Origin of the sequence: Pseudomonas sp. GM102 (assembly GCF_000282555.1) — a bacterium.
Taxonomy (GTDB): Bacteria; Pseudomonadota; Gammaproteobacteria; order Pseudomonadales; family Pseudomonadaceae; genus Aquipseudomonas.
The window spans coordinates 59,009-75,541 of sequence record NZ_AKJB01000052.1 but is presented as its reverse complement, the minus strand read 5'-3'; the positions used below and the strand labels follow the sequence as shown (position 1 = coordinate 75,541).

The following is a 16,533-nucleotide window of genomic DNA, read 5'->3' as shown; positions in this document are numbered from 1 at the left end:
GCTCTGCGTGGGAATGCCTCTTCGGACGCTCCGCGTTCGGCTTTTGGGACGCAGAGCGTCCCGGGCTGCGTTCCCACGCAGAGCGTGGGAACGATCAGGGTTCACACCCTCCAGGGTTGTTGTTTGCGCACGCGTTTACAACTTGGCGATCGACACCTCGGTGGATTTCACAAACGCGATTACTTCACTGCCGACCACCAGCTCCAGCTCTTTCACCGAACGGGTGGTAATCACCGAAGTGACGATGCCGGAGGCCGTCTGCACGTCGATTTCCGACAGCACGTCACCCAGCACGATTTCCTTGATCGAGCCTTTGAACTGGTTACGAACGTTGATGGCTTTGATAGTCATAAGATTTCTCCTGAGGTCGAAATGAGCTGCAAGTTGCAAGCTACAAGCTGCAAGAAGAAGCAGAGCGCTTTTACTTGCAGCTTGAAGCTTGAAGCTTGCGCTGCTCTTATTGCGCCCAACGCAATTGCGTAGGCAGTGGTGAAACAGGTTCCGGTTCCGGCGGCTGGCCCGGCAGGGACAGCACGCGGTTGAGCACTTCGGTTTCCAGCGCCGCCAGCCGATGGGAGCCACGGACTCGAGGGCGCGGCAGATCCACATGCAGGTCGAGGCCGACTTCGCCCTCTTCAATCAGAATCACCCGATCGGCAATCGCCACCGCTTCGCTGACGTCGTGGGTCACCAGCAATACGGTGAAACCATGCTGTTGCCAGAGCCGTTCGATCAGTTGCTGCATTTCGATTCGGGTCAGGGCATCCAATGCGCCCAGCGGTTCGTCGAGCAACAGCAAGCGCGGTTGATGGATCAACGCGCGAGCCAGGGCCACACGTTGTTTTTGCCCGCCGGACAAGGCTGCCGGCCACTCGTTGGCGCGATCTGCCAGGCCGACCGCTTCCAGCGCTTGCAATGCTTGTGGCCGCCAGTTGCCCTTGAGCCCGAGACCGACGTTGTCGATGATCTTTTTCCAGGGCAGCAGGCGGGCTTCCTGGAACATCAGTCGAGTGTCTTCCCGCGCATCACTCAGTGGCGCTGCGCCTGCAAACAGCTCACCCCCCGTGGGCTTGTCGAGACCGGCGAGCAAGCGCAGCAAGGTACTTTTGCCGCAGCCGCTACGCCCGACCACCGCGACAAACTGCCCGGCCGGAATGTGCAGGTCGATCTCACGCAACACCTGCCGTGAACCAAAGGTTTTTTGCAGCTTGCGCACCGCCAGCGGAATACCGCGCAGCAGGCGTGGAGGTTGTTGAGCCGTCATGCGGCACCTCCCTTGGTTACCTGATAAGCCGGATGCCAGCGCAGCCACACACGTTCAAGCCCACGTGCAGCAAGGTCGGCCAGCTTGCCGAGCACCGCGTACAAAAGAATCGCCAGCACCACCACGTCGGTCTGCAAGAACTCCCGGGCATTCATCGCCAGGTAGCCAATGCCGGAGCTGGCGGAGATGGTTTCGGCGACGATCAATGTCAGCCACATGAAGCCCAAGGCAAAACGCACACCGACCAAAATCGATGGCAGCGCACCCGGCAGGATTACCTGACGAAACAGGCTTAAACCGGACAGGCCATAACTGCGAGACATTTCCACCAGCGCCGGATCGACGTTGCGGATGCCGTGATAGGTGTTGAGGTAGATCGGGAACAACGTGCCCAACGCCACCAGAAAAATCTTCGCCGACTCGTCGATACCGAACCACAGGATCACCAGTGGAATCAGCGCCAGGTGCGGCACGTTGCGGATCATCTGCACCGAACTGTCGAGCAGGCGCTCGCCCCATTTCGACAAGCCGGTGATGAAGCCCAGGGTCAGACCGATGCCGCCGCCAATGGCGAACCCGAGCGCCGCGCGCCAGCCACTGATCGCCAGGTGAGTCCAGATTTCACCGCTGCGGACCAGGTTCACACCGGCCTCGATCACCGCGATCGGCGCCGGCAGAATTCGCGTCGACAACCAGCCCGCCGACACCGACAACTGCCACACCGCCAGCAACAAGACCGGCAACGCCCAAGGCGCGAGGTTGTGAATGATTTTCTTCATGGCGGCGCCTCAGCTCTGGGACGCGGCTTTGGGAAGAATGTCGTTGGCCACCATCTCGCCGAACGGGCTGACGTAGTTGGCGCCTTTAGGCAGCTCCGGACGCTCGATGTCCAGGTGCGGAAACAACAACTCGGCCACCCGATAGGATTCTTCCAGGTGTGGATAACCGGAGAAGATGAACGTATCGATGCCCAGGTCCGCGTATTCCTTCACCCGAGCCGCCACGGTCGGGCCATCTCCGACCAGCGCCGTACCGGCACCGCCGCGCACCAGACCGACACCGGCCCACAGGTTGGGGCTGACTTCCAGATGGTCGCGGCTGCCGCCATGCAAGGCGGCCATGCGTTGTTGGCCGACCGAATCGAAACGCGCCAGAGACGCCTGGGCACGGGCGATGGTTTCATCGTCCAGATGCGAGATCAGTCGATCCGCCGCTTGCCACGCCTCTGCGTTGGTTTCGCGAACAATCACGTGCAGACGAATACCGAAGCGCACCGTGCGGCCGAGCTTCGCGGCTTTGGCGCGAACCTGCTCGATTTTTTCTGCCACGGCGGCCGGTGGCTCACCCCAAGTCAGGACCATTTCGACCTGTTCTGCCGCGAGGTCTTGCGCGGCTTCCGACGAGCCGCCGAAATACAGCGGTGGACGCGGTTGCTGGATCGGCGGGTAGAGCAATTTGGCGCCCTTCACGCTGATGTGCTGACCGTCATAGTCGACGGTTTCACCTTCCAGCACCCGGCGCCAGATGCGGGTGAATTCCACCGAGGCCTGATAGCGCTCTTCGTGACTGAGGAACAAACCGTCGCCGGCCAGTTCTTCCGGATCGCCACCGGTGACCAGGTTGAACAGCGCACGACCGCCGGACAGACGATCCAGTGTCGCGGCCTGACGCGCCGCCACCGTCGGGGAAATGATCCCGGGGCGCAGGGCGACAAGGAATTTCAAACGCTGGGTCACCGGGATCAGCGATGCGGCCACCAGCCACGAGTCTTCGCAGGAGCGCCCGGTGGGAATCAGCACCCCGCCAAAGCCCAGACGATCCGCCGCTTGCGCGACTTGTTGCAAGTAACCGTGGTCGACGGCGCGAGCGCCTTCGGCGGTGCCAAGGTAATGGCCGTCGCCGTGGGTAGGCAGGAACCAGAAAATATTGAGGCTCATGGAGTGGTCTCCTTAGGGATTCGAATTACGGCGCTTTGGCAACGGCCGCCGGGGGCGTCCAGATCACGTCTTTGATGCTCAGCGGCTTTGGAATCAGCTTAAGCTGGTAGAAGCTGTCGGCGATTTTCTGTTGCGCGGCGACCACTTCAGGCGTGAGGAACAGCGCGCCGTAACCCTGGCGTTTCACCGAGGTCAGGGTGATGTCCGTTGGCAGGCCGAGCAGCGGCGAAACTTGCTTGGTCACGTCCTCGGGATTGGCCTTGGACCATTCGCCAACCGCGCGTACTTCTTCCACCAGAGCCTTGATCACTTCAGGATTTTTCTGCGCATAAGGTTTGGTCGCCAGGTAGAACTGGTGGTTGTCGACGAGGCCTTTGCCATCGCGCAGGGTGCGTGCTTGCAGTTGTTGTTCGGCGGCGGCCTGGTACGGGTCCCAGATCACCCAGGCATCGACACTGCCACGTTCGAACGCGGCACGGGCATCGGCTGGCGGCAGGAACACGGTCTGGATGTCGGTGTATTTGAGGCCGGCGTCTTCAAGTGCACGCACCAACAGGTAGTGCACGTTGGAGCCTTTGTTGAGCACGACTTTCTTGCCCTTGAGTTCCTGCACCGATGTGATCGGCGAGTCCTTCGGTACCAGGACCGCTTCGCTATGGGGCGCTGGCGGTTCGTAGGCGACATAAAGTAGATCGGCGCCAGCGGCTTGGGCGAATACGGGCGGCGTTTCACCGGTGACGCCAAAGTCGATGGAGCCTACGTTCAGGCCTTCGAGCAGTTGCGGGCCACCGGGGAATTCAGTCCATTGCACGTCCACGCCTTGGGCGGCGAGACGTTTTTCGAGTGTGCCTTTGGCTTTGAGCAGCACCAGGGTGCCGTATTTTTGATAGCCGATCCGGAGTGTCTCGGCCTGAGCTTGAGTAATGGCGCCGAAGGTTACAGCCGCAGCAAACAGAGCGACCAGACCACGACGCAAAATGACAGGGCGCATGGCGCTCTCCTTTTTGCAGTTGGGTTTTGGCTGCACCTGCTTGCCCGTTAGCGGGCCAGTAAGGTGGAGTACTTCAAATTCAGATGTGGCTTGAGGGCTGGCTTAAATGCTCCAGCGAGCACTCAACAAACGTTCGTTCAACAGGTTCGGATCGAGCGGCTTGGGCCGTCGGGCCATGGCGCTGAAAAACTGCTCCAGCGCTTCAAACAATCGTTGCGCAAGCTCCGGCGCCAACTGCGCCTGGGCGCTGCCTTCGCCGTAAGCGATCTGGCTGTCCACGGCGAAAATCCCCTGCAACATTTCCTGGGCTTTCAACGCTGACAGCACCGGTTTGAGCGCGTAATCCACCGCCAGCATATGGGCGATGCTGCCGCCGGTAGCCATCGGCAAAACCACCTTGTGGCTCAAGGCGCGTTCGGGCAGTAGATCGAGCAAGGTTTTCAGCGCACCGGAGAACGACGCTTTGTAAACCGGCGTGGCGATCAGCAAGCCATCGGCGTTTTCAATCTGTTGCAACAGGTCGATCACTTTCGGGCTGTCGAAGCGGGCATGCAGCAAATCTTCGGCCGGGAAGTCCCGTACCTGGTAACTCACCACTTCCACCCCTTGCTCTTGCAACCAGCGTCGCGAGCGCTCCAGCAAAACCCCGGAACGGGAGCGTGGGCTGGGACTGCCACCGAGTGAGACGACCAGCATTCAGACAATTCCTTTGAGCGGTGTTAGCGATTCGCGGCTTGCGATCTCGCTTCGATGGAGAGACCTTAACAGCTGATTTATATATCTATAAATCATATTTATTCATTTGGTTATACCTTAAACGAATAAATGGATTGTCTTTTTTCAGGCAAAAAAACAGGCCGTCGAAACGGCCCGAAATCCCCTGCTTTGGTAAACCTGTAGGAGCGAGGCTTGCCCGCGAACGGTACAACTCGGTCTCTCTGGTGCCCCCCAAAGACGCCTTCGCGGGCAAGCCTCGCTCCTACAGGATCGGTTGCAAATCAACGATTAGGTTGAGGCGTCAGACGCAGGTACGGCTTCACCGCGCGATAACCCTTGGGAAAACGTCGTTTGATTTCATCTTCGTCCTTGAGCGACGGCACGATCACCACCTCATCACCGTCCTGCCAGTTGGCCGGGGTGGCCACCTTGTAGTTGTCGGTGAGCTGCAGCGAATCGATCACCCGCAAAATTTCATTGAAGTTGCGACCGGTACTCGCCGGGTAAGTAATCGTCAGCCGAATCTTCTTGTTCGGATCGATCACGAACAGCGAGCGGACGGTCAAAGTGTCATTGGCATTCGGATGGATCAGGTCGTACAGGTCGGACACTTTACGGTCCGCATCGGCGAGGATCGGGAAGTTGACGATGGCGTTCTGAGTTTCGTTGATGTCCTCGATCCACTTGTGATGCGAGTCAACCGGGTCCACGGACAGGGCGATGGCTTTGACGCCGCGCTGGGTGAATTCATCCTTGAGCCTGGCGGTGAAACCCAGCTCGGTGGTGCACACCGGCGTGAAATCCGCCGGATGGGAAAACAACACACCCCAGCTATCGCCCAGCCATTCGTGGAAATGGATAGTGCCGGCGCTGGAATCCTGTTCGAAATCGGGGGCGATATCGCCAAGTCTGAGGCTCATGCTGCTGCTCCTTATGAGTGCTTGTTGAGCCCAACTGTGCCTGTGCTTTTTAGAGATTAAAAAGAATAAATAACGATTTATTTAGACCATAAACGAATATTAAATATTTGTTCACTGGACCTGATTACGCATGAGGACGAACATCGCCGACAAGGTTCGAGAAGGCCCTGAGTTGCTGCAAAGAGGGGATTTTCAAGGCGGGATTACGGGGGTGACCTCGCTTTGAAAACGCAAAAGCCCCGCCCGGCGTGATGCCGGGCGGGGCTTTTTTTCTACGTCTTACATGAAGTTGTAAGTGTAGTTGAAGATCAGGCGAGTCTGATCTTGATCGGCGATACCGGTACTGCTGCCACGGTAGGTGCCGTGACGCAGGGTAGTGCCAAAGCCTTTCAGAGGGCCTTGCTGGACAACGTAGTCCAGGCGCATGTCGCGTTCCCACTCGGACGAATCGCTTCCGCCAGTGGCGGATTTGATGTCGTCACCGTAGAGGTAGGCAATTGCAGCCTTCAAGCCCGGAACGCCCAAGGCGGTGAAGTCGTACGAGTATTGACCGAAAGTGGTGTTTTCACCGGCACGGACAAATGAGTTGATCATGCTGTCAGTGAACAGATAGAAGCTCGAGCCGCCGGCACCTTCAAAACCACCGCTGTCACTGCGCAGACTGCCTTGGTTCAGATAGACGAAGCCACCGTCATCACCGACTTGCTGGTGACCCAACAGGAATGCGCTGCCACCCAGGGTGTACGTGAACATGGCGCTCCAGGTCTTGTTATCGACCTCGCCCGGGGTCTTGGCATAGCCGCCGTTGTTGTTGAACCGATAGCCGGCATCACCGTTGCGACCATCTGAGCTGCTGTCGAAGTAACGCAGGTCAGTCTTGAACGACTGGCCTTCGCTGATCGGGAAAACATGTACTGCACCCAGGAAGTGCTGCGTGTAATAGTCTTGCAGGTTGGCGTAGTAGTACTGCAGGGTCAGGTCTTTGGTGACTTTCCAGTCAGCACCGCCGTAACGGAACTGGTTGCTCTCCTCAGTACCGCCGTTCACTGCCAGACCAGTGCTGTTAGTCCCCGCACGGCCAACGGCATGCTCCAACTGACCGGCGTTGAAGGTTACGTTGTCGATTTCCTTGGAGGTGATTGTGCCGCCTTCAAAGGTTTGTGGCAGCAGACGACCATCACTCGCGATCAGAATTGGCAGGTTAGGCGCCAAGGCACCACCTAAGTGAGCCTCGGTCTTCGAGAAAAGTGCCTTTACGTTGCCAGACAGACGACTCCAATTGTGTACGGCCGAACCGTCGGTGTCGCTTGGAACAAAGGAGTTGTTATCCGGGTGGTGACCTTTGCCGCCATCGAGGTGGATACCGACCAGGGCTTGGGCGTCGATACCAAAACCTACGACACCTTGGGTGAAGCCGGACTTGTAGTCGAATTTCAGGCCAGTGGCCGTTTCGCGCTGGTCGGAACCGCCTTCGCGGTTATCGTTATCGAAATACAAGGTACGGGAACTGACGGACGCCTTGCTGTCTTCGATGAAACCGGCGGCGCCTGCCTGCTGCGCCAAAACCCCTACGGCCACAGCCAGGGCCAAGGTGGACTTCTTCATTGTTTCGCTCCTCTCGTTCTAATTTTTGTGTTCTTTGGTCTCGGGTCTAACGCCCAAGATCCACAGATGCGCGATTAGCACTGGTCCGTGACTGACAAGTCAATCGTAACCATGTGTGTCTACGACCAAGGTCTAACCGCAGTGATTTGGTCCCTGCAGGGTAATGAACTTCTCATAAACCCAAAAAGAATTATTTCATTCTTTTTAATGCCCTTTAGGAATATAGCTCGCTATCGATGATCCGAACCGGGATCACAAAGTATCGGCTCATAAGCTAATTCCTAAATGGTATTTGTTGGCCTTTTTTTAGATCGATTAGCGTTGACGCATTCCCCATACGTCAATCACTTTCGAAAAGGCGACGCCATCATGGCCAAACGCGCACTATCTAGTCAATTTGTTACAGTTTGTATATCGCTGATATTTTCTTTTTCCGCCCAGGCGGCGACTCTCACCGTCGGTTATCAAACCGGTATCGACCCCAGCAAAGTCCCTCAGGCCGATGGCGTTTACGAGAAAACCATTGGCCAGAAAATCGATTGGCGCCGCTTCAACAGTGGCCCGGAAGTGGTCACCGCCATTGCGTCCGGCGATGTGCAGATTGGCAACCTTGGTTCAAGCCCACTGGCGGCGGCCGCTTCGCGCAACCTGCCGATTGTCGCGTTCATTGTTTCTGCTCAGATCAACGCTGCCGAAGCACTTGTGGTGCGCAACGGCAGCGGCATCGATAAACCGGAAGATCTGATCGGCAAAACCATCGCCACGCCCTTCGTTTCAACCTCCCATTACAGCCTGCTCGGCGCGCTGAAGCACTGGGGGCTGGACGCCTCGAAAGTCAAAGTGGTGAACCTGCAACCCGCCGAAATCGCCGCAGCCTGGAAGCGTGGCGACATTGATGGCGCGTTTGTCTGGTCGCCGGCGCTGGGGGAAATCCGCAAGACCGGCAAGACCTTGACCGACGCCGCGCAGGTCGGCCAATGGGGCGCGCCGACTTTCGAGGTGTGGGTCGCTCGCAAGGATTACGCCGAGAAGCATCCTGAGGTCGTGGCCAAATTTGCCAAGGTCACCCTGGATTCATTCGCCGACTATGCCGCCCATAAAGACAGCTGGACCGTCGATTCGGTACCGGTGCAAAAAATCGCCAAACTGACCGGTGCCAATGCCGCCGATGTGCCTGAACTGCTGGCCGGCTCCGCATTCCCGGATGCCAAGGCACAACTGACCACCGCGCTACTGGACGGAGGCACAGCCAAGGCGATTGGCGAGACGGCGAAGTTTTTGAAGGAGCAAGGGAAGGTCGAGACGGTGCTGCCGGATTATTCGCCCTATGTCAGCGCGAAATTTGTCACCGAGTAAAACGCAAAACCTGTGGCGAGGGAGCTTGCTCCCGCTGGAGGCCGGAGGACTCCCCAATCCAACAACGCGGTGAATCAGTCATAACGCGCTCGATGGTTTTGGGGCCGCTTCGCTGCCCAGCGGGAGCAAGCTCCCTCGCCACAAAAGCCAACACAGACCGTGGCAATCACAGGGCTTTTTCGAAGATCTTCGAATTACGCTGATAGTTGTAAAGCGACGCCCGCGCCGATGGCAGACGTTCAACGCTGCTCGGCACGAAGCCCCGCTCACGAAACCAGTGAGCGGTCCGGGTGGTCAGCACGAACAAGGTTTTCAGCCCTTGAGCCCGGGCGCGGGTTTCGATGCGTTCCAGCAGTTCATCACCGCGACCGCCATGACGGTACTCCGGGTTCACCGCCAGACACGCCAACTCCCCAGCATCCGAATCGGCAATCTGATACAGCGCCGCGCAGGCGATGATCATGCCTTCGCGCTCTACCACGCTGAACTGCTCGATCTCACGCTCCAGGACCTCGCGGGAACGCCGCACCAGAATCCCCTGCTCTTCCAGCGGGCTGATCAAGTCCAGCAAACCACCGACATCCTCGATGGCCGCCTCACGCACAACCTCGAATTGCTCCTGGGCCACCAGCGTACCGCCACCGTCACGGGTGAACAGTTCGGTCAGCAGCGCGCCATCTTCGGCATAGCTGACGATGTGACTGCGTGCCACTCCGCCCCGGCACGCCTCGGCGGCCGCATCCAGCAGCTCGGCTTGATAGTTGCTGCCCAAACGCTGCAAATGCGCCGGTACTTGTTGCGGGCGCAATTCACGGACCAGACGACCATTTTCGTCGATCAAGCCCAAATCTGCGCCGAACAGCAGCAGCTTGTCCGCCCCCAGATCAATAGCCGCGCGGGTAGCGACATCTTCGCAAGCGAGGTTGAAGATTTCACCGGTCGGCGAGTAGCCCAACGGCGACAACAGCACGATGGAGCGTTCGTCCAGCAGGCGATTGATGCCCTTGCGATCGACACGGCGCACTTCGCCGGTGTGGTGATAGTCGACACCCTCAAGTACGCCGATCGGCCGTGCCGTGACCAGATTGCCGCTGGCCACCCGCAGGCGCGAACCCTGCATTGGCGATGAGGCCATGTCCATGGACAGCCGCGCTTCGATGGCGATGCGCAGTTGGCCGACCGCATCGATCACGCATTCCAGGGTCGCCGCATCGGTGATGCGCATGCCGTGGTGGTAATGCGGGGTCAGGCCGCGAGCAGCGAGGCGGGTTTCAATTTGCGGGCGCGAACCGTGAACCAGCACCAGTCGCACACCCAGGCTGTGCAGCAGCACCAGGTCGTGGACGATGTTGCCGAAGTTCGGGTGCTCCACGCCGTCGCCGGGCAGCATGACGACGAAAGTGCAATCGCGGTGGGCGTTGATGTAAGGCGAAGCGTGACGAAGCCAATTGACGTATTCGGGCATGAACCTGGGCCTGTAATAAATAGCAGCCGAAAAAAGGGTAAAGCAGTAAACGCACAGCGGGCTGATGGTTATCGTCGGAACAGGCTTGGCGACACGCGCGCTCTCCTCATGAATACGGGTTGGGACACTGGCAATTTACAAGGCTTGTAAGACAAATCACATACCCCGTGGGAGCGAGCCTGCTCGCGATGGCAGTCGACATCTCAGTGACTGTTACACCGCGATCGCGAGCAGGCTCGCTCCCACATTGATTTCGCTCAACCGACCGGCGTCAGGCAGTAATGTTCTATCAGTTGACGTAATAGATGCACGGTAGGCTGCAGACGTGACATTTCGAGGTATTCCCCCGGTTGGTGTGCGCAGGCGATATCACCCGGTCCCAATACCAGTGTTTCACAACCAAGACGCTGAAGATAAGGCGCTTCCGTGCCGAACGCCACTGCTTCGGCGCGATGGCCGGTGAGCTTTTCGGCAACCCGCACCAATTCCGAGTCCTCGGCCTGCTCGAAGGGTGGCACTTCGGGGAACAGCGGCGCGTAATCGATCTTCACCTTGTGCCGTTCGGCAATCGGATTGAGCTTCTGCAGAATCGCCGCGCGCAGCGCTTTGGGGTCCATGCCCGGCAACGGACGCAAGTCGAACTCCAGCGAGCACTGGCCGCAGATTCGGTTGGGATTGTCGCCCCCATGGATGCAGCCGAAGTTAAGGGTAGGCTGCGGCACGCTGAACTGCGGGTTATGGAATTCGCGCTGCCACGCCAGGCGCAGGCCGCGCAATTCGCCCATGGCGTCGTGCATGGCTTCGAGGGCGCTGTGGCCCAGACGCGGGTCCGAGGAATGGCCGCTCTGGCCGAGGATGTCGATGCGTTCCATCATGATGCCTTTGTGCATCCTGATCGGCTTCAGCCCGGTCGGCTCGCCGATCACCGCGGCCCGGCCCAGCGGACGTCCGGCTTCGGCCAGAGCGCGAGCGCCAGACATCGAGCTTTCTTCATCGCAAGTGGCGAGGATCAGCAAGGGTTGCTTGAACGGTTGGTCGAGCAAGGGTTTGACGGCTTCGATGGCCAGGGCGAAAAAACCCTTCATGTCGCAACTGCCCAAGCCGACCCAACGACCGTCCACTTCCGTCAGTTTCAACGGGTCGGTCTGCCACAACGCCTCGTCGTAGGGCACTGTATCGCTGTGACCAGCCAGCACCAGGCCGCCGGGGCCGGAGCCAAAACTGGCCAGCAAATTGAATTTGCCGGGGCTGACCTGCTGGATATCGCAGGCAAAACCCAAGTCCCCGAGCCATGTCGCCAACAAGTCGATGACCGGCCGATTGGTTTGATCCAGGCTGGGTTGGGTACAGCTGACAGACGGCGCGGCGATCAGCGCAGCGAACTGATCTTTCATGGACGGCAAAGGCATCGCTGACTCCCAACTCCCGAATTGAAGTCCATCATAGAACCATCCGGCGACAGGAATAAACCGCCGCGACGCATAGGGTGTGTTGACGCTTGGTGACGAGCCGCGACGGCGGCCCACTTGGTGCAGGGCAAGGCGCGAGGAACGTGGTTTGGTTGTCCCAAATAAGTTCCGAGCAACGCAGCCCTGCGCCAAGTGGGGCCCGTCCCGGTCGTCACCAAGCGTCAACAGACCCTATCTCGGGTGAGTCCTGTACACTGCACGACCTTGGCAGCCACACATTCCCCCGGCTGCGCTCCCGATCCTGGATTTTCCGGCCATGCAGAAAGAAACCGAAATCAAACTCCGCGTCAGCCGCGAAACCCTCGCCGCCCTGCGCGAGCACCCGTTACTGAAAAAACGCAACAAAAGTGGCTGGGAACGCCGTGAGTTGATGAACCAGTACTTCGACACGCCTGAGCGCGACCTGGCCCGCGCCAAGGTTGCCCTGCGCCTGCGCCGCGATGGCGAAGAAGTGATTCAGACCCTCAAGACCCGCGGCCAGAGCGTCGCCGGTCTGTCCGAGCGCAACGAGTACGACTGGAATTTGCCCAAAGCCAAGCTCGACGTTAAGAAACTCGACGGTGAATGCTGGCCCGAAGAGCTGGCCGAGCTGGACAAGAAAACCCTGAAAGCCATCTTCACCACCGATTTCGTTCGCGAACGCGCGGAAATCGCTTGGGGCCGTGGCAAGACCAAAGTGGTCATCGAAGCCGCGCTGGACCTGGGTCACGTGGTGGTCGGCAAGCAGAAAGAAGAAATCTGCGAGCTGGAACTGGAGCTGCGCGAAGGCGAACCGGCTGCGCTGCTGGAGCTGGCCGCCGAACTGGCTGCAACACTGGCGCTGATGCCGTGTGACATCAGCAAGGCCGAACGCGGTTATCGCCTGTTCGATGCCAACAGCTACTCGCTGAGCTTGCCAGCACCGCAGATCACCGCCGAAATGCCGCTGGACGATGCGTTCGCCGCCCTGAGCTGGCATTTGCTGAGCAGCAGCCAGCGTCTGGCCGAGCAATATCGCTTCAACGGCCACTGGCGCCTGTTGCAGGACTGGGTCGAGAACCTCGCTGAAATGCGCGCGCTGATCAGCAGCCTCGGTCAGGCCGCACCGCGTCAGTCGACTCACGATCTGCGGGTCGCGCTGGATGCCCTGCTGGAAGACTGGCGACCGCTGGTGCAGGCCGGCCTGGACGACGAAGACGTGCGCAAAGCCGCGCCGGAGCAGTTCCTCGAAGAGCTGGAAGACGTGCGTTGGGGCCTGTTCTCACTGAACACTTCACGCTGGCTGCTGGCCCGCACCTGGGCCGCCGATCGCAACGTCCGCGGCAATCGCCAGGGCGCAGCACAACTGGGCAGCTGGCTGCCGCGCATGCTGGGCGAAGAAGCCAATTCGCTGCAATTGCAGCGTTACCAGCAACAGCCGGAAGACCTGGCCGAGCAGCTGCCGCGTATCGAGCGCATCCAGGCCTGGCTGCACCATGCCCGCGGCGTACTGGAGATCCCGGAAATGGATCGCCTGTACGGTGAGCTGAACAAACTGACGCAACTGGCCAACGAACCGATCACTGATGAATCGCTGGATGCGCGTAAGCACCAGGCGATCGCGGTGTATCAGAATCGCGCCTGGAAAACCCTGCTGCGTCTGTAAGTACCCTGTGGCGAGGGGGCTTGCCCCCGTTGGAGGCCGAAGGACTCCCAAAACCAGCCAACGCGGTGCATCAGGCATAACGGGTTGGCTGGGTTTACGACTGCTTCGCAGCCGAACGGGGGCAAGCCCCCTCGCCACAAAGGCCTTCGAACATCATCAGCGCAACACCGGCAAACTCGTCGTGGACTTGATTTCCGATAACGCCACGATCGAGTTGACCTCCTGAATCCCCGGCACCATCGACAGCTTCTCGAAGAAGAAGCGCTCATAAGCCTCGATGTCCGCCGTAACGATCCGCAGCAAGAAATCCACCGACCCCATCAGCACATAACATTCCAGTACTTCGGGAAAACCGCGAATCGCCTCGGTGAACTCGGTGAAGTTCGAACGTCCGTGGGCGTTGAGTTTGACTTCGGCGAAGATCTGCGTGTTAAGGCCGATTTTCTTGCGGTCAAGCAACGTCACTTGAGCGCGAATGATCCCCTCCTCCTTCATCCGTTGAATCCGCCGCCAGCACGGCGACTGCGAGAGTCCCACCTGTTCGGCGATCTGCGCGCTGGAGAGCGAAGCGTCCTCTTGCAGCAACGCGAGAATCTTGCGGTCGTAGCCATCCAGCTCGCTGTGCATAGAAAAACCTGTAGATGATATGAAGTCGAATTGATCTATTCGATAAATCGTCAATAAACCCAATCATAGATAAGAAATGCCCGGCACCGAATGTAAAAATTCCTCCAGTGATTTTGGAGCCCGACCATGCCGCATTTAGAAGCCGTGAACACCCCGCCCGCCCGCGCCGATGTCTGGAACGTCAGCAACGCCCACTGCCGCGTTCACTATCAATTACTGGCCGAGGCCGAGCCGGATCTGCTGTGTCGGGCGCTCAATCTTTTTGCCTTGCAGTTTCTGACGCCGCAGCAGGTCAACGTACAGCGCATGGACGATCTGCTGTCGGTCGACATCGTCATGGACGGCCTGAGCTGGCACCGTGCTCAAGTGATCGCGGAAAAATTACGTAACCTGATCAGCGTCTGCTCGGTGAACCTGCAAGCGGCTGATTCTGCGTGGGAAGAGCCGGCTCAGGCGGCAGGCTGAAAAGAAACGACACGCCTTGGTCGGGTAGTGGCCCAACGGTCTACGGGTGCGCGACTATCCTTTGCGAACGGTTGTTCATAAGGAGCCCGCATGTCCGTTCAACTCGCCACTCAGGACCGCTGGCTGGACCTCAATGATTTACTGCGTGAATTGGTCGCCCAAGGCTTTATCAGCCAGGATTCGGCCGAACACGCACTCAACGCCCGCCGCCGTCACGCCATAAATGGTCAGCAGCACCCGCTGGAGTTCATCGCCAGCCAACACCTGGACGACCTCAGCCGTCCCGGCAAACACCTCGATCTGGAAAGCCTGACGCTCTGGCTGTCCCAGCAGGCCGGTCAGCCTTACTTGCGCATCGACCCGCTGAAAATCAACGTCGCGGCCATCACGCCGTTGATGTCCTATGCCTTCGCCCAACGCCACAAAATTCTGGCGGTATGCATCGACCGCGACGCCGTCACCGTGGCCAGCGCCCAGCCCTTCGTCAGCAGCTGGGAAGCCGACCTGACACACGTGTTGAAGCTGCCAATCAAGCGCGTGGTGGCCAACCCCGTGGACATCCAGCGCTTCAGCGTGGAGTTTTTCCGCCTGGCCAAATCTGTCACCGGCGCCACCAACGCTGATCAACAAATAAGCACCCTGGGCAACTTCGAACAGTTGCTCAACCTCGGCGCCAGCGACCAGGAGCCGGACGCCAACGATGCACACATCGTCAACATCGTCGATTGGCTGTTCCAGTACGCGTTCCAGCAACGGGCCAGCGATATCCACATCGAACCCCGGCGCGAGCAAGGCACGGTGCGCTTTCGCATCGACGGCGTGCTGCACAACGTCTATCAATTCCCGCCGCAGGTGACCATGGCCATCGTCAGCCGCCTGAAAAGCCTGGGGCGGATGAACGTCGCGGAAAAGCGCAAACCCCAGGACGGCCGGGTCAAAACCAAAACCCCGGATGGCGGCGAAGTCGAGTTGCGGTTGTCGACATTACCGACGGCGTTTGGCGAAAAAATGGTCATGCGGATCTTCGACCCGGAAGTGCTGCTCAAGGATTTCGATCAGTTGGGTTTTTCCGCCGATGACCTGCGTCGCTGGCAAGACATGACCCGCCAGCCCAATGGCATCATTCTGGTGACCGGGCCGACCGGGTCAGGCAAGACCACCACGCTGTACACCACCCTGAAGAAACTGGCGACGCCGGAGGTCAACCTCTGCACCATTGAAGACCCGATCGAAATGGTCGAACCGGCGTTCAATCAGATGCAGGTCCAGCACAATATCGACCTGACCTTTGCCGCCGGCGTGCGCGCACTCATGCGGCAAGACCCGGACATCATCATGATCGGCGAGATCCGCGACCTCGAAACCGCCGAGATGGCGATTCAGGCCGCACTCACTGGCCACTTGGTGCTGTCGACGTTGCACACCAACGACGCCCCGAGCGCCATCAGCCGCCTGCTGGAACTCGGCGTGCCGCATTACCTGATCAAGGCCACGGTGCTCGGGGTCATGGCTCAGCGTCTGGTCCGGACCCTTTGCCCGCATTGCAAGGCGCCGCTGACCTTGGGCGAGGACGACTGGCAAACCCTGACCCGGCCTTGGCAAGCGCCACTGCCAGGCAATGCACAACGCGCCATCGGTTGCCTGGAATGCCGCGAAACCGGCTATCGCGGCCGCGCCGGGGTGTACGAGATCATGCAGCTGACTGACGGCATCAAAGCGCTGATCAACCCCGATACCGATTTGCTCGCGGTCCGGCGTCAGGCCTTCAAGGAAGGCATGCGCAGTTTGCGCTTGTCGGGGGCGCAGAAAGTGGCCGCGGGTTTGACCACGATCGAAGAGGTGTTGCGAGTGACGCCCCAGAGTGAGCAGAAATAAACAGCCCCCAAGGCCGGTAAGTCAAGACGCATAACCTGTGGGAGCGCGGCTTGCCCGCGAAGAACGATGACGCGTAATACCTGAAAAACCGCGGTGCATTCTTCGCGGGCAAGCCACGCTCCCACAGGATTTTCGTCGCTCAAACTTCTTGACTGACTGGCAGTAGCCATAGTTCCTGGCCCCTCCAAGTCCGCATACAAGGCCTTTTGCCCTACACT

15 protein-coding genes are annotated in these 16,533 nt (G+C 59.2%); 4 read left to right on the top strand and 11 right to left on the bottom strand.

The features are described 5' to 3' along the window. Nucleotides 1-135 precede the first annotated feature (135 nt). The 8 genes from PMI18_RS17520 to PMI18_RS17555 form a co-directional block, all read right to left on the bottom strand. A complete protein-coding gene (locus tag PMI18_RS17520; protein ID WP_003229256.1) occupies nucleotides 136-351 on the bottom strand; it encodes a TOBE domain-containing protein in 216 nt (71 codons plus the stop codon). A gap of 106 nt (nucleotides 352-457) precedes the next feature. Then, on the bottom strand, nucleotides 458-1,264 hold the full coding sequence (ssuB, locus tag PMI18_RS17525; protein WP_007899476.1) for an aliphatic sulfonates ABC transporter ATP-binding protein: 807 nt from the start codon (nucleotides 1,262-1,264) through the stop codon (nucleotides 458-460). Continuing rightward, a complete protein-coding gene (ssuC, locus tag PMI18_RS17530; RefSeq protein ID WP_007899473.1) occupies nucleotides 1,261-2,043 on the bottom strand; it encodes an aliphatic sulfonate ABC transporter permease SsuC in 783 nt (260 codons plus the stop codon). The genes ssuB and ssuC overlap by 4 nt, the downstream gene beginning before the upstream one ends. Before the next feature lie 9 nt (nucleotides 2,044-2,052). Continuing rightward, complete coding sequence (ssuD, locus tag PMI18_RS17535) at nucleotides 2,053-3,201, bottom strand: FMNH2-dependent alkanesulfonate monooxygenase (RefSeq protein WP_007899470.1); 1,149 nt, start codon at nucleotides 3,199-3,201, stop codon at nucleotides 2,053-2,055. A 25-nt stretch (nucleotides 3,202-3,226) separates the two neighbouring features. Beyond that, nucleotides 3,227-4,192, bottom strand: a complete 966-nt coding sequence (locus PMI18_RS17540; RefSeq protein ID WP_007899468.1) for a sulfonate ABC transporter substrate-binding protein — start codon at nucleotides 4,190-4,192, stop codon at nucleotides 3,227-3,229. Nucleotides 4,193-4,294: 102 nt separating this feature from the next. Continuing rightward, nucleotides 4,295-4,888 (bottom strand): NADPH-dependent FMN reductase, encoded by a 594-nt coding sequence (gene ssuE, locus PMI18_RS17545; protein ID WP_007899466.1) that lies wholly within the window; start codon nucleotides 4,886-4,888, stop codon nucleotides 4,295-4,297. A gap of 302 nt (nucleotides 4,889-5,190) precedes the next feature. Beyond that, nucleotides 5,191-5,829: a peroxiredoxin gene (locus PMI18_RS17550; RefSeq protein ID WP_007899464.1), complete on the bottom strand. Its 639-nt coding sequence runs from the start codon at nucleotides 5,827-5,829 to the stop codon at nucleotides 5,191-5,193. Between the two features lie 279 nt (nucleotides 5,830-6,108). Further along, entirely contained in the window at nucleotides 6,109-7,434 is a 1,326-nt protein-coding gene (locus PMI18_RS17555; RefSeq protein ID WP_007899461.1) for an OprD family outer membrane porin, read from the bottom strand. A 369-nt stretch (nucleotides 7,435-7,803) separates the two neighbouring features. Between PMI18_RS17555 and tauA the strand changes: the two genes are divergently transcribed. Beyond that, nucleotides 7,804-8,790 (top strand): taurine ABC transporter substrate-binding protein, encoded by a 987-nt coding sequence (tauA, locus tag PMI18_RS17560; RefSeq protein WP_007899459.1) that lies wholly within the window; start codon nucleotides 7,804-7,806, stop codon nucleotides 8,788-8,790. 166 nt (nucleotides 8,791-8,956) lie between these two features. On the opposite strand, the gene argA is transcribed toward tauA, so the two are convergent. Both argA and argE read right to left on the bottom strand, forming a co-directional pair. Then, a complete protein-coding gene (argA, locus tag PMI18_RS17565) occupies nucleotides 8,957-10,255 on the bottom strand; it encodes an amino-acid N-acetyltransferase (protein WP_007899457.1) in 1,299 nt (432 codons plus the stop codon). Between the two features lie 257 nt (nucleotides 10,256-10,512). Next, nucleotides 10,513-11,664 (bottom strand): acetylornithine deacetylase, encoded by a 1,152-nt coding sequence (gene argE, locus PMI18_RS17570; protein WP_007899455.1) that lies wholly within the window; start codon nucleotides 11,662-11,664, stop codon nucleotides 10,513-10,515. A gap of 316 nt (nucleotides 11,665-11,980) precedes the next feature. Here argE and PMI18_RS17575 point away from each other — a divergent pair, with 316 nt between their 5' ends. Continuing rightward, entirely contained in the window at nucleotides 11,981-13,348 is a 1,368-nt protein-coding gene (locus tag PMI18_RS17575) for a CYTH domain-containing protein (protein ID WP_007899451.1), read from the top strand. A 156-nt stretch (nucleotides 13,349-13,504) separates the two neighbouring features. On the opposite strand, the gene PMI18_RS17580 is transcribed toward PMI18_RS17575, so the two are convergent. Continuing rightward, nucleotides 13,505-13,975, bottom strand: a complete 471-nt coding sequence (locus PMI18_RS17580) for an Lrp/AsnC family transcriptional regulator (protein WP_007899449.1) — start codon at nucleotides 13,973-13,975, stop codon at nucleotides 13,505-13,507. A 126-nt stretch (nucleotides 13,976-14,101) separates the two neighbouring features. Between PMI18_RS17580 and PMI18_RS17585 the strand changes: the two genes are divergently transcribed. After that, nucleotides 14,102-14,440, top strand: a complete 339-nt coding sequence (locus tag PMI18_RS17585; protein ID WP_007899446.1) for a hypothetical protein — start codon at nucleotides 14,102-14,104, stop codon at nucleotides 14,438-14,440. 90 nt (nucleotides 14,441-14,530) lie between these two features. Continuing rightward, nucleotides 14,531-16,315 carry a GspE/PulE family protein gene (locus PMI18_RS17590; protein WP_007899444.1) on the top strand — a complete coding sequence of 595 codons (1,785 nt, stop codon included), beginning with the start codon at nucleotides 14,531-14,533 and terminating at the stop codon, nucleotides 16,313-16,315. Nucleotides 16,316-16,533: the final 218 nt, after the last annotated feature.

What these genes read in the sequence shown, in the direction of transcription:
- PMI18_RS17520 (WP_003229256.1), bottom strand. Translation starts at nt 351, where the DNA reads ATGACTATCAAAGCCATCAACGTTCGTAACCAGTTCAAAGGCTCGATC.
- ssuB (WP_007899476.1), bottom strand. Translation starts at nt 1,264, where the DNA reads ATGACGGCTCAACAACCTCCACGCCTGCTGCGCGGTATTCCGCTGGCG.
- ssuC (WP_007899473.1), bottom strand. Translation starts at nt 2,043, where the DNA reads ATGAAGAAAATCATTCACAACCTCGCGCCTTGGGCGTTGCCGGTCTTG.
- ssuD (WP_007899470.1), bottom strand. Translation starts at nt 3,201, where the DNA reads ATGAGCCTCAATATTTTCTGGTTCCTGCCTACCCACGGCGACGGCCAT.
- PMI18_RS17540 (WP_007899468.1), bottom strand. Translation starts at nt 4,192, where the DNA reads ATGCGCCCTGTCATTTTGCGTCGTGGTCTGGTCGCTCTGTTTGCTGCG.
- ssuE (WP_007899466.1), bottom strand. Translation starts at nt 4,888, where the DNA reads ATGCTGGTCGTCTCACTCGGTGGCAGTCCCAGCCCACGCTCCCGTTCC.
- PMI18_RS17550 (WP_007899464.1), bottom strand. Translation starts at nt 5,829, where the DNA reads ATGAGCCTCAGACTTGGCGATATCGCCCCCGATTTCGAACAGGATTCC.
- PMI18_RS17555 (WP_007899461.1), bottom strand. Translation starts at nt 7,434, where the DNA reads ATGAAGAAGTCCACCTTGGCCCTGGCTGTGGCCGTAGGGGTTTTGGCG.
- tauA (WP_007899459.1), top strand. Translation starts at nt 7,804, where the DNA reads ATGGCCAAACGCGCACTATCTAGTCAATTTGTTACAGTTTGTATATCG.
- argA (WP_007899457.1), bottom strand. Translation starts at nt 10,255, where the DNA reads ATGCCCGAATACGTCAATTGGCTTCGTCACGCTTCGCCTTACATCAAC.
- argE (WP_007899455.1), bottom strand. Translation starts at nt 11,664, where the DNA reads ATGCCTTTGCCGTCCATGAAAGATCAGTTCGCTGCGCTGATCGCCGCG.
- PMI18_RS17575 (WP_007899451.1), top strand. Translation starts at nt 11,981, where the DNA reads ATGCAGAAAGAAACCGAAATCAAACTCCGCGTCAGCCGCGAAACCCTC.
- PMI18_RS17580 (WP_007899449.1), bottom strand. Translation starts at nt 13,975, where the DNA reads ATGCACAGCGAGCTGGATGGCTACGACCGCAAGATTCTCGCGTTGCTG.
- PMI18_RS17585 (WP_007899446.1), top strand. Translation starts at nt 14,102, where the DNA reads ATGCCGCATTTAGAAGCCGTGAACACCCCGCCCGCCCGCGCCGATGTC.
- PMI18_RS17590 (WP_007899444.1), top strand. Translation starts at nt 14,531, where the DNA reads ATGTCCGTTCAACTCGCCACTCAGGACCGCTGGCTGGACCTCAATGAT.